Annotated in this window: 14 protein-coding genes; 6 read left to right on the forward strand and 8 right to left on the reverse strand. The window is 62.5% G+C overall.

The genetic code is table 11. From position 1 onward, the window contains the following. A partial coding sequence (locus tag V5F77_RS27365) for a Rha family transcriptional regulator (protein ID WP_429008236.1) occupies positions 1 to 515 on the reverse strand: 515 nt, incomplete at its 3' end. 667 nt (positions 516 to 1182) lie between these two features. Between V5F77_RS27365 and V5F77_RS27370 the strand changes: the two genes are divergently transcribed. Next, positions 1183 to 1368 (forward strand): Rha family transcriptional regulator, encoded by a 186-nt coding sequence (locus tag V5F77_RS27370; RefSeq protein WP_429008237.1) that lies wholly within the window; start codon positions 1183 to 1185, stop codon positions 1366 to 1368. A 453-nt stretch (positions 1369 to 1821) separates the two neighbouring features. Here the strand turns inward: V5F77_RS27370 and V5F77_RS27375 are convergent, their stop codons facing one another. Further along, positions 1822 to 2283, reverse strand: coding sequence for a Rha family transcriptional regulator (locus V5F77_RS27375; RefSeq protein ID WP_429008238.1), 462 nt, complete (start codon positions 2281 to 2283; stop codon positions 1822 to 1824). A gap of 84 nt (positions 2284 to 2367) precedes the next feature. Here V5F77_RS27375 and V5F77_RS27380 point away from each other — a divergent pair, with 84 nt between their 5' ends. Then, positions 2368 to 2592, forward strand: a complete 225-nt coding sequence (locus V5F77_RS27380; RefSeq protein ID WP_429008239.1) for an AbrB/MazE/SpoVT family DNA-binding domain-containing protein — start codon at positions 2368 to 2370, stop codon at positions 2590 to 2592. After that, a complete protein-coding gene (locus V5F77_RS27385) occupies positions 2593 to 2982 on the forward strand; it encodes a type II toxin-antitoxin system death-on-curing family toxin (RefSeq protein WP_429008240.1) in 390 nt (129 codons plus the stop codon). It abuts the gene before it with no gap. Positions 2983 to 2994: 12 nt separating this feature from the next. Here V5F77_RS27385 and V5F77_RS27390 read toward each other — a convergent pair whose 3' ends face one another. Both V5F77_RS27390 and V5F77_RS27395 read right to left on the reverse strand, forming a co-directional pair. Then, positions 2995 to 3216 (reverse strand): hypothetical protein, encoded by a 222-nt coding sequence (locus V5F77_RS27390; protein WP_429008241.1) that lies wholly within the window; start codon positions 3214 to 3216, stop codon positions 2995 to 2997. 10 nt (positions 3217 to 3226) lie between these two features. Beyond that, positions 3227 to 3418, reverse strand: a complete 192-nt coding sequence (locus V5F77_RS27395; RefSeq protein WP_429008242.1) for a hypothetical protein — start codon at positions 3416 to 3418, stop codon at positions 3227 to 3229. Positions 3419 to 3957: 539 nt separating this feature from the next. Here V5F77_RS27395 and V5F77_RS27400 point away from each other — a divergent pair. Both V5F77_RS27400 and V5F77_RS27405 read left to right on the forward strand, forming a co-directional pair. Further along, positions 3958 to 4152: a hypothetical protein gene (locus tag V5F77_RS27400; RefSeq protein WP_429008243.1), complete on the forward strand. Its 195-nt coding sequence runs from the start codon at positions 3958 to 3960 to the stop codon at positions 4150 to 4152. Between the two features lie 167 nt (positions 4153 to 4319). Then, positions 4320 to 6335, forward strand: coding sequence for an ATP-binding protein (locus V5F77_RS27405; protein ID WP_429008244.1), 2016 nt, complete (start codon positions 4320 to 4322; stop codon positions 6333 to 6335). Between the two features lie 91 nt (positions 6336 to 6426). Here V5F77_RS27405 and V5F77_RS27410 read toward each other — a convergent pair whose 3' ends face one another. Then, positions 6427 to 7755 carry a tyrosine-type recombinase/integrase gene (locus tag V5F77_RS27410; RefSeq protein WP_429008245.1) on the reverse strand — a complete coding sequence of 443 codons (1329 nt, stop codon included), beginning with the start codon at positions 7753 to 7755 and terminating at the stop codon, positions 6427 to 6429. A gap of 455 nt (positions 7756 to 8210) precedes the next feature. On the opposite strand from V5F77_RS27410, the gene V5F77_RS27415 reads away from it, so the two are divergent. Beyond that, on the forward strand, positions 8211 to 8432 hold the full coding sequence (locus V5F77_RS27415; protein WP_429008246.1) for a hypothetical protein: 222 nt from the start codon (positions 8211 to 8213) through the stop codon (positions 8430 to 8432). A gap of 365 nt (positions 8433 to 8797) precedes the next feature. Here the strand turns inward: V5F77_RS27415 and V5F77_RS27420 are convergent, their stop codons facing one another. From V5F77_RS27420 to V5F77_RS27430, 3 genes are all read right to left on the reverse strand, one after another. Continuing rightward, positions 8798 to 9916 (reverse strand): alkene reductase, encoded by a 1119-nt coding sequence (locus V5F77_RS27420; RefSeq protein WP_429008247.1) that lies wholly within the window; start codon positions 9914 to 9916, stop codon positions 8798 to 8800. 109 nt (positions 9917 to 10025) lie between these two features. Continuing rightward, the gene (locus tag V5F77_RS27425; protein ID WP_429008248.1) at positions 10026 to 10799 is read right to left on the reverse strand and encodes an SDR family NAD(P)-dependent oxidoreductase; all 774 of its coding nucleotides are present in this window, start codon (positions 10797 to 10799) and stop codon (positions 10026 to 10028) included. A gap of 84 nt (positions 10800 to 10883) precedes the next feature. After that, positions 10884 to 11856 (reverse strand): MFS transporter (locus V5F77_RS27430; RefSeq protein ID WP_429008249.1); only part of this gene is annotated, 973 nt, incomplete at its 5' end.

Here is an 11856-nt window from a genome sequence, read left to right on the forward strand (position 1 = left end):
GTAGCCTTGGCCATGGCGACGGCATCAGCGATACGCTGTGCCTGCGCCTTCCGCTTCAGGTCGGCGATAACCTGTGCCTCCAAAGCGTTGTACGCCTTGATGTAGGCCCGCTTGAACTGGAGCGCTTTCTTGCCCGTGAAGCCCATGGCGAGGAGGGTGAAGCCGTCGCGGTCCATAAGGTAGGCGGGTTCCTGACGGGTACCGCCGCGAGGCATGGCAACGGTTTCCGATGTAAGCTCAAAATTGAGCTGACATGCCGGGTCGTCTGCGGTCAGCGCGTCAATGTCGCGAAGCAGGTTCTTGTGCTGCTTCCCGAAGAACGCGGCAACGTCGCGGCTGTTCGCCCATCCGTGCCCGTCCTTACCTACTTTCACGATCGGGATGGTGTTCGGGTCGTCGGGGTCATTGACGATGCCCGCCCATGGATTCGGGACGCGGCGACGGGGGCGCCATGGGTCGGGACGGCCCTCTTCAAGTAGTTCTAGGTGCAGTTCGGATGCGCCTTCACGCGGCATTCGATGCCTCATTGAAGGCAGCGGCGGTGTCCAGCATGGAATTCCTTTCGTTGCTGGTGAATGGAAATGCGGATGCCAGCCCCTCCCGCCCGCCTCGTGGTCGCGGTGAAAGGAAAAGCCCGCTTGCACGGGGCCAACGGGAGGGGCTGGCGGGAGCGCTGCAACGACCACTACCGGCGGTCGGAGCGCGAAGGGGTATTGGTGAAAGAGAAAGCGCCCCCGATGCCCTTGCTGGGCGGGCTCACCTCAGCGAGAGCGCAAGCAAGGGTATCGGGGGCAAGGTGGCGCCTCTCCACGCTCCTGGAAGGGAGGGGGAAGGCGCTCCTCAGGCATCAGGACATGAGCAATGGCTTAAGCTCTCGTCCCACTTGAAACTTTGGAGCCTTGGGTGTGCCGGAGCGCTGACGTGGCGCTTCCACGGCAGGAGGGTAGGCATCTGGAATACAGCGCTTGGGGGAGGCGTCCCCAGTTATGCTCGGGTGCAACCTAAGTCCACCAGATGTCCAGGGTTAGGCTGGTGTGCAACCATACTCGGATCATGATGAAGCGGGCTCCGAGGCATCATCCAATTTTGGATTGTGCCCCTACCAAGCGGTTCCGACCACTCAGCCGAATTTTCGGCCCAGCTCCTACAATGACTCGACTGAGCGTTATCTGCTGCTTCGACATGGACCGCGACGGCTTCACGCTTCTGGCCATGGGCTTCACCGGGGCCAAGGCACTCCAGTTCAAGCTGGCCTACATCGCCGAGTTCAACGCTATGGAAGCCGAGCTGAAGCCTTTCGCTTTAATGACCCGGCTGGAGACCGAACTGGGCGCTCGCTCCCAAGAAAGTGTCTACTTTCGTGTCTAGATCATCAAACACCTTCAACGCGATTGGCCAGTGCGTATTCCTTACAACAGCGCCAGATTCGATATATCTATAAGTAAAATCTGAATGACCTCCAGAAAATTGCTCTACGAGAGCATCTATCCCGTTAATATATGGAAATCCAATATTCTTGACATCGGAAAACAAACTAAAAATATTATGTCCGTATTTTTTTACCTTCGCCGACTCAACGCCGGCACCCAAGAGCCATGCCTTAAAATACAACTCTATCGAAAAACCGGCCAGCATATGCATTGGCAAAAGTGTAAGAGTTTGATTTTTTTCATAGTGCTCACTGTAGAGTATAATTTTGCATGACTGGATATAGCCCTTTGCAGTTACATAACGGAGCATGGCTTCACTATCATATGCACTCAACTTGGCCGCCTATATTTGTTATAATTCAAGAAGTCAGAAAACATCTCAAAGAAAATATCACGCTACAGGTGTAAACGCCACTCTCCGAACATGCTGCCAAGGATGTAGGCGCCGTCCTTGCGGATGGCCCGCAGCACCAGCGGGGTTCGTGAAGTCCGGGAGCTTCGGCCGGGGCGCCACCACCTGCGCCTCCAGCTCCTGCCAGCGGTCCACAACGCGGGCGGTGAACTCCGGGGAGAGCTGGGCGACCACGATCAGGCTGGAGCGCTTGTCGAGCCGGTAGACGATTTCCGAGCGAGGGCGACCGAGGGCGTCCTTGAAGTGTTCCTCCCCCATTGGGGGATGGACGACCACGCCACGCTCGGCGAGCCGTATGATGGACTGCTTCACCTTGTCATGCCGGTTCCCGAGAAGCTCTGCGATCTCCCGCGAGGACATGGTGAGCCGCTCACCGCCGGTGCGGCCGGTGATGGGGAGGATGTCATCGGTGATGACGTGGGCATCTGTATCACTCCACACTTGCCATACCCGCTCCGTTAGCACATATGTTCGTACGTCTACCGCGATGGGGAGACGTTCAACGGACATGCTGGAGGCCGGGAGATGGTCGCATTGAAGTTGTCGAAGATTGGGAACTCCGTGGGCACCGTGCTCCCCAAGGAAGTTCTGGCCCGCATGAAGGTGAGCCAAGGTGACACCCTCTATCTGACCGAAACGCCGGATGGCTACCGCCTCACGCCTTACGAACCTGAGTTCGAGGCGCAGATGGAAGCCGCGCGGCAGATCATGAAGAAACGCCGCAACGTCCTGCGGGAGCTGGCGAAGTAGGTGGATCAACCCCGCTGGATATCCAAGGCTGTTGTGCTGGCCATCCATGACGAGCAACTGTCAGAACACGGGGGCGGTCAGGGCCTGCGGGATGAAGGATCGCTGGAGGCGGCACTGGATCGCCCCCGGAACCTTCTCCACTACGGCACCCCCGACATAGCCGCACTCGCTGCCGCCTACGCCTTTGGGCTGGCCAAGAACCATCCGTTCGTGGACGGGAACAAGCGCACCTCCTTCGTCGTTACGGAACTTTTCCTCGACTTCAACGGGTATGAGCTGGCCATGGACGACGCCACGGCGGTGACCACATGGCTGTCGTTGGCGGCGGGTGAATTGTCCGAAGAGGCTTTGGCAGCAAAGATCAGGGATGCGCTACGCCCATTGGGCTAGATGGCGGGGGGGCTACCCGTCCTCCTCATCCCCATGCACAGGCAGGAGGCGGGCAAGAACCCGCCCCCGATCCGCGCCCATGGCGGTTAAGCCGAGCGCCGCATAGCTGCACGGCGGTGCCCAGCAACTAAGGGCGGATGCCCAGCCGACCACTTCCCCCTCCATATCGTAAGGGCGTTCCAAGGGGCCGGTGGGAGACTGGGAGCGCTCCTTCAGAAGCGTTGTATTTTCCATGGCCTTTCCCTCACGGCTCCCGGAACAGGTCCCGCAGGATCGGGTCGGGAATCAGCCATACGGACTTGATGCCCACCTCCTGCATCTTTCGAGGCGCCGGCCATTTGATGGGCGATGATCCTTCGGCCCTGGTCAGGCACTTGGCCTCCTCCTGTTCTTCGTGGAAGAGCGTGTGGGCGGGATCGCAAAAGCACTCGAACAACCCCGGCTCCGTCAGGGCGATCCAGTGGAAAACCGAGTACCAGCCCAAGGGTGGGGCAGGGTCCGTGTTGATCCAGTCAAGAGGACGCCAGCCGTCCCATGAGATGATGTCGGCGGGTATGGCGTCTAGGCGGGCGCCTCGGGGATGCGATGGGAGTGCGTGGGGGAGATTGAGCAAGACGGCAGCGTTTGCCGCGACAAGGTGTGTCGGCATCGGAATGGTCTCGTTGATTGGGAACGTCTTAACTGATATGAAACCGATCATCTGAATAATTTGATCGCTTGTCAATCAGGAGATATGAAATTGATCACAGGCGCTCAAATCCGCGCTGCCCGAGGCCTCATTCGATGGAGCGCTGACACACTCGCGGAGAAGTCCAAGCTTGGAGTGGCCACCGTGCGGCGGGCCGAAGGTACGGACGGCGTACCTTCCATCACCGAGGCGAACCTCTCAGTCATCCAAAGCGCCCTTGAAGCCGCCGGCGTAATATTCATCGACCAGAATGGCTATGGCCCCGGTGTGCGGATGAGGGACCGGAAATGACCGATGACGACAACGATCCAGAAATCGAACTCTCCCCGCTGAGCGGATTTGTCACCAAAGATGACGTCACCGTCGAAGTGTGCATCTACCGGATTGCGCGGAGCGCGGAAGGCTGGGCGCTTGAGGTTGTGGATGACGAAGGCGGAGCTACGTGTGGGAGGAGCTATTCCCCACCGATGCGGAGGCTCTGAAAGAGTTCGAGGAGGCAGCGGAGGCAAATGGCTTGGCCAGCTTCCGCGATGCGACGAGTGAAGCGCAGCACTAAGTAGTTTGTGGTCCGAGGGCAATTGACACGATCACCCCCTTAAAGACGAATGACGCGTTCCCGCCTCAGCCAAATCCAGCCTATGGTGCCCCCGTGACATCCCTTCGCCCGAACCTGGTTAAGCGCATTGCACGCCTGCCGAAGCCGGCGAACGTGGCGGATGCCTTGCAGCCGCTGTTCGAGGCGATCAGCAACGCCATCCACTCGACGCAGTCGCGGTATGGAGACGCCGTCGCAGAAAATGGCAGCGTGATCGTGACGGTGCAGACCGATCGCAGGAAGGAAGCGGTCTCAGCGATAGTCGAGGACAACGGTCACGGGTTGAACGAGAAGAATTGGGACGCATTCGTAACTACCGACACCGACAACAAGATCGAGATGGGCGGCAAGGGAGTCGGCCGGCTCATGTGGCTGGACTGTTTTTCCGACATCCGCGTCGATTCGGCCTTTCTGGACGGTTCGGGCTTGAAGCGACGAACTTTCAATTTCGTCCTCGACCTCGAAAACCAGTTCCAGAACGAGGCATTGGAGGACACCTCTCGCCCGACTCCCTATTTTCTCGTCGAGTTTAGAGGGTTGCGGGACAACGGCTATCGGGACAAGTGGCCAGGGCGTGGGAACTACGTGTTCCAGCACCTGACCTCTCACTTCCTACCGACGTTTATCGGGAGGCGCTGCCCGCTGATCACCGTTCACGTCGGCGACGATACGCGTGTCTACCCGCAGGCGATTAGCGAGATCGTCCACCGTACCGAAACCAAAGAAAAGCTCCTGACCGAGGAATTTGGCGAGCTGAAGCTGACGATGATGGAGTGCGAAAAGATCGCCAGCGCAGACTTGAAAGGTTCACACTTCGTTCACTTTATCGCCCACGACCGGACCGTCCATTCGCAGAGCATCGACGGCAAACTCGGCCTGAAATATTTCGGTCCAGCCGACAATCTCGTCTTTCACGCCATCTTGACAGGGTCGTTCCTCGACAAACATGTCAATCAGGAGCGCACCAAATTCCAGTTCGAGGACGCTGTCCTTGAGAAGATGATCAACGACGTGTGCTGGCCGCACATCGAAAAGTTCCTTGAGGGCCCCCTGGCCAAGTTGAAGGGCGAGCAGAAGGCGAAGATCGAATCTATAACTGCTACCTATCCCTCCGTCGCCTTTGGGGACGTCGACGAGCTTCAGGACAAAGTTCCGTCAGGAGAATTGAAGGAGGATGCCATTTACGGACACCTCTCCCGCGAGCGGTTTCGACGCGATGAGAAGCAGGCTGACAAGATCCGGTCGGTCCTGACCCGCCTGAAGGACGACGACGTCACTGCGGACTCGTTCGGGACGGCCATTAAGGACGCCGGGCGGGCGATCGAAGAGGCCGAGCAGAGAAGCCTCGCCGAGTATATCGTGCGTCGCAAGGTAGTTCTCGATTTCATCGCTATCCTGCTGGAAAAAGTCCGCGACGACGTTCGGGATTCCACGTACCAGCGCGAAGACGTACTCCACTCCTTCATTTGTCCGATGCGGGTAAGCACGATCACCGGCAAAGGCAAGAAGGTAGAGCCTGCCGCGTCCCATGACCTCTGGATCGTCGACGAGCGGCTCGCATTCGCCCAGTATTTTAGTTCGGACGTCGAATTTTCCGCGCTGTCGGACGCTGCGACGAGCGACGACCGGCCCGATGTCCTGATCTTCGACCACGTGCACGGGCTTCGTCAAAAGGAGCATCCGTCGAAGGTCCTCCTCGTCGAGTTCAAGAGACCGGGACGGACAAGCTACGACAATGACGAGAATCCCCAACTTCAGGTCGAGCGGTACGTGCGGCGGTTACAGTCCGGCACGATGACCGACGTGCGTGGCCGCCCAATCCAACTCGACCGGAACACCATTTTCTATTGCTTCATCGTCGCCGACATCGTCGGAAAGCTCGACGAGTGGACGTTCTCCTGGCAACGGACGGCGGACGGCAGGGGCAGGATTTATCGACCCAACGATGGCTTCCGCGGGTCGATTGAACTCATTGGGTGGGACGATTTGCTCAGGGACGCCCGCGACCGCAACCAGGCTTTCTTCGACAAGGCTGGCATCACCGGCAAAAGCTTCTTCAGTGCGGAGTGATGGTTGGCACATTGGCCATTCGGTCCGGGAGGCAACCGATGGGTGGGATGGGTCGATGAAGGTTACTCGCAAGGTTGATCTTGAGAGAGCCTCACGGCAACCTCACTGCCTCCACACACGCCTTCCTCGGCTCAATCCCCGCAGGCCCCGGATATCGGCCCATGGTCATTCCAAGCGGTCCGGCCTCGTTGGAGTGACCCACCACGTCCGCCACGGTCCAAGCCGTGAAACCTGTGGCCCCGTTCTCCAGGGCCTTCACGGCCTTGCTGATGAACCAGCGCCGGAAGGAGTGGAAATCCGTCCGGGCCTGCCGACGCCCTGGAATGATGTCATCCAACTCCAGCCTTCTCAGGATGCGGGTGAAGGCTTGAGACACCGGAGCCCCTCGCGACCTCGCTGTGTTCCGTTGCTCGGGCAGTTCGTGGAACAGGTAGGCATCCGGCTCCTTCCCCGCGCAGCGGGAGGCGATCATCCCCGTGATGGCGGAATGCACCGGAACATCACGAGACGCCGCGTCGGTCTTGCCCTGCGCGATGCGAATGACCCCATCGCGAACGTGCCGAACCCGAAAGTCGGCAATCTCTCCCAAGCGCATCCCGGAGAGTGCGGCGAATGTGCACAGGTCGGCATATAGCCCCGTCACATGAGCAAGGATCTTCCCGACCTCCGCATCCGTGAACGGTCTTTTCGCCGCTTCCCCGTCCTCATTACGAGCCTTGCGGGGCTTCAGGGCCTGCCTTGACCAAGGGTTCTCCGAGGCGTGGCCGCGCTTGATGAGCCATCCCCAGAAGGCGGAGAGGCCGGTGATGAGCTTATTCGCGGTGGCCGGGTCGGCCCCTTTAGCCACGAACACTTCGGACACGAACCGGCCCGCGACCCTCCGAGTCAGCGTCTCGACCACTGGAGGAATGTGGGCAGCTTGGCACCACGCCAATAAGCGGCGAACCGCTTGCCTACGTGCCGCCTCCGTGCGCCCCGCGTAGCTCGCCTCGACAAGCCAAGCATCCACCAGGGCTTCAATTGGGGTTGCCTTGCCGGTGGCGATATCGTGGAAAGCCTTGGCTCGCTCATAGCCGTGCCGGTGTTCAAGTTCTTCGGCTCTATCGGCGGCAAGGTCGGCATAGAGGGATGACGATTCGCCTTCCTCACCGGCAATGGCCGCTCGCCACTCCATCCCTTCCATCACCAAAGGATCACCTCCAGCAGCCTTTGCAGCGGCCTCGCGGAGAGCTTTTGTGATTTTGTCCTTGAGGTCGGCGATCACCTGCCACTTGAGCAGGTTGGCACGAGCGAGGCTGTCGGTGTGGAGCGGAACCACGAGGGCGGACTTCCCGAGGACCGCTTGGGCCTCCTTGGGAACCTTCAGCCGGACCCGCCACTGGCGCCCGTGGAACTCTAGATGGCTCTTGTCTTGACGCATTCAGATACCTTGAAGGGCACGCCGGTACACCACGAAGTACACCAGCGGTACACCAACTTGGTACACCAAATTCGCGCCATTAATCAAGTGATACCAATGGTTTCAACGGTTCATGGTACACCAGAGATGCCCTCCCCTAGGGCGCGCCACGGCATTTTTTGGCGGAAGAACCGGCCGGAAAAGCCGGGGTAGATCGCGGAAGAGCCGAAATTCTCCGCGTGTTCCGCAGAACGTCGCGCAAATGTTCTCCACGCGGATGATTTTCGCCCCGCCGCCGTACATCGCGCCGCTCTGCTTCGAAATTTGACCCGGATATAATACCTCCGGTTGCCGCCCGGCATCCCTTTCCCCAGTGTCGCATCCGAAGGCGGGGAGCGGGCATGATTTCGGCGGTCGAGGCGTTGATTGCGCGATGGCAGGATCGCGAGGGCGGGTAGGAGCGGGCGAATTACGCGATGTTCCTGCCGGAGCTGTGCGCCATCCTGGGGCTGGCGCCGCCGGACCCGGCCGCCTTGTTCGAGGCGATCGCCCCGCTGGATGCCCCCGCCATCGCCGCCGTTTTCAAGCCCGGCCCCAAGGTGCGGGCGCAGGTGGCCGACGTGCTGCTGGCGCTGTTCCGCATGGGGCTCGTTTCCTCCCCGGATGGCAAATCCTTCGCCCTGCGCCGTGCGGCTTGAGCGGGCCGATCGCAGGCGCTCCTGTTCGGCACCGCCACTCCCGGCCCCCTCCCTAATCCTCCCCCGCAAGCGGGAGAGGGGATTTATGGTGCGGGGTCGGTCTTGTGGGGCCGGACATAGCCGCGTCTCGCCACTCCCGCCAGCCGCGCTCCCTCCCCCCCTTGCGGGGGAGGGCTGGGGAGGGGGGTATGGTTCCGCCCGCGCCAACCCTGCGGCGGGAGGGCTGGGCGGCCCGTGAAGACCGCCTGATCTTGGATGATCGGAGAGACACCGCCCTCCCATCCCTCCCCCGCAAGGGGGGAGGGCAAGCCCGCACGTGCGCCGCTCTCTCCCGCAATGGGGAAGGCAAGCCCGAAATCCCGCCGCTATTCGGCAGCTTCAGCTTCGCCGAGACGGGGATAGTCGGTGTAGCCCGCCGCCTCGCCGCCATAGAAGGTCGCGCGATTATAGGGGGTGAGCGGGACGCCGAGGCGGATGCGCTCGGGCAGGTCGGGGTTGGAGATGAACAGGCGGCCGAAGGCGATGGCATCCGCGGTTCCCTCCGCCACCATGGCCTGCGCCCCCTCCGGCTTGAAATTGCCGGCGGCGATCAGCACGCGCGGCCACACGGAGCGGAACAATTCGGCGGCCGAGGGCACGCCCTTGTGGTCCACCTCGGCCTGGCCGGCGCCGCTGGCGCGCGGCTCGATGAGATGGAGATAGGCCAGCCCCACCTTGGCCAGTTCGCCGATCAGATAGGTGTAGAGCGGCAGCGGCTCCGGCTCGCCGCTGTCGTTGGCGATGCCGTAGGGGGTCAGGCGGATGCCGGTGCGCTCGGCGCCCACCGCGTCGGCCACCGCCCGCGCCACTTCCACCACCAGCCGCGCCCGGTTCTCGATGGAACCGCCATAGGCATCGGTGCGGTGGTTGGTGCGCGCGTGAAGGAATTGCTCCAGCAGGTAGCCGTTGGCGCCGTGGATCTCGACCCCGTCGAAGCCGGCTTCAAGCGCATTGCGCGCCGCTTGGGCGTAGGATTCGAGCAGCGCGGGAATTTCGTCGGTCTCCAGCGCGCGCGGGGTTTCGAACGGCACCCGCTCGAACGTGGAGGTGAAGGCATTGCCCGCCGCCGCAATCGCCGAAGGCGCCACCGGCAGCGCGCCGCCGGGCAAATGGGAGGAATGGGAGATGCGCCCCACATGCCACAATTGCAGGAACATCAGCCCGCCCTTGGCATGCACCGCATCGGTCACATGCTTCCAGCCGGCGATCTGCTCGGGCGAATGGATCCCCGGCGTGCCCGGCATGCCCTGGCCCATGGGGGAGATCTGCGACCCCTCGCCGATGATCAGCCCACCCTTGGTGGCGCGCTGGGCGTAATATTCCACATTGAGGGCACGCGGCACGCCGCCCGGACCGGCGCGCATGCGCGTGAGCGGCGGCATCACGATCCGGTGCGCGAGTTCGTAGGGGCCGAGGGCGAGAGGCGTGAACAGCGTCGGTGCCATTGGGAATCCTCGATCAGGCGCCGCCGCGCGCCGATGGCGCGCGGGGGGGCCGGGTGGAAGGGGGCGGGAACACGGGCGGGACGGGGCAGATGCGGCCGGGCATGGCGGGCTAGCTTCGGATTGCGGTATAGCCGCCGTCCACCAGCAGCGTGTGACCCGTGACCATGCGTGCCGCCCCGCTGGCGAGATAGACCACGGCGGAGGCGATCTCGTCCGGCTCCGCCGGGCGGCCGAGCGGAACGCGGGCCACCATGGCCCGAAAATCGGCATTCTCCATGGCCTTTTCAAGCATATCGGAGCGCGAGAAGGTGGGCGAAACGCCATTGACCGTGATGCCGTGGGGCGCCCATTCGCCGGCGAGCGTCGCGGTGAGCTGGTTGAGCGCGCCCTTGGTGCCGGCATAGACCGCGCGCAGCGGCGCGCCCACATGGCCGGTCTGGGAGCTGATGTTGATCATGGCGCCCTTGATGCCGCGTTCGATCATGGTGCGGGCGACCGCCGTGGCGGCGAAGAAGGCGCCCTTGAAATTGAGGTCGCTGATGCGGTCGAATTCCTCCGGCGTGAACGCGATCGCCGGCTTGACGATGGTGATGCCGGCATTGTTCACCAGCACGTCGATCTTCCCCATGGCGGCCAAAGCCTCGGCGACGAAGGCGTCGATGGCGGCGGGGCGGGTGACGTCCAGTTCCCCGGTCCAGGCGGTGCGGCCTAGCGCGCGGCATTCGTCGGCGACCGCCTCGGTCTGCGCGCGGCCACGGGCGCCGAGCACCAGATCGGCGCCGCATTCCGCGCAGGCGAGGGCGATGGCGCGCCCCAACCCCTTGCTGGCGCCGGTGACCATGACGACCTTGCCCGCGAGGCTGAAGCGTTCTGTTCCCGACATGCGGGCATCTCCCTTGTGAACGGCACCGCCGGCTCAAAGGCCGGCGGCGTGAGGGCTGTCGCCAGCCGGAGGAAGGGGGGCGCTCTAGATCTCGTTCGGCTGCGGCACCAGCCCGCCCGTGTCGGTGGACGGGGCGGTGTTGCGGATCTCCTTGTCGCGCAGATAGAGCTTGCGCGGCAGGCACCACATGATCAGCACCGCCGAGGCGCCGCACACGGCGGCGATCACATACAGCGCCATGGAGGCGCTGCCGGTGGTGTCCTTCACCACCCCCACCATGTAGGGCCCGACGATGCCGCCGATCTGCCCGACCGAATTGATCAGCGCGATGCCGGAGGCGGCGGCGACGCCGGAAAGCACCCGCTGCGGCAGCAGCCAGAACAGGCCGAACGAGCCGATGATGCCGGTGGCTGCGATGGTCAGGCCGAGCAGCAGCGCGAGCAGGCTGTCGCCGAACGCGGCGCAGATCACATAGCCGACCGCGCCGGCCACCGCGCACGCGCCGAGATGCCAGCGCCGCTCGCCGGACCGGTCGGAGCTGCGGGCGATCAGCGGGATCAAGGCGAGGGCGATCAGATAGGGCAGGGAAGTGAGGATGCCGATGACGAAGGTGCCGGTGGTGCCGGCGGTCTTCACCAATTGGGGCATCCAGAAGATGATGCCGTAGATGCCCATGGCGAGGCCGAGATAGATCAGCGAGAACACATAGGTCACCGGCTCACGCACGGCGGCGCCGAAGGAATGGGCGTGTCCCACCTTGGGGTCCTGGGCGAGGCGGGCCTTCAGCAGGGCCTTTTCATGCGTGGTCAGCCATTTGGCGTCGTCCACCCGGTCGTCCAGCACCATCAGCACGACGAAGCCGAGCACCACGGAGGGGATGCCTTCCAGCAGGAACAGCCATTGCCAGCCGGCGAGGCCGCTGATGCCGTCCATGAACTTCATGATGGCGCCCGAGATCGGCCCGCCGATCAGACCGCAGATGCCGATGGACATGAAGAACAGCGAGTTGATGCGCCCACGCTGGGAGGCGGGGAACCAATGGGTGAAGCAATACACC

It is taken from the genome of Roseixanthobacter psychrophilus, assembly GCF_043195195.1.
In the GTDB taxonomy this organism is placed as follows: domain Bacteria; phylum Pseudomonadota; class Alphaproteobacteria; order Rhizobiales; family Xanthobacteraceae; genus NCEH01.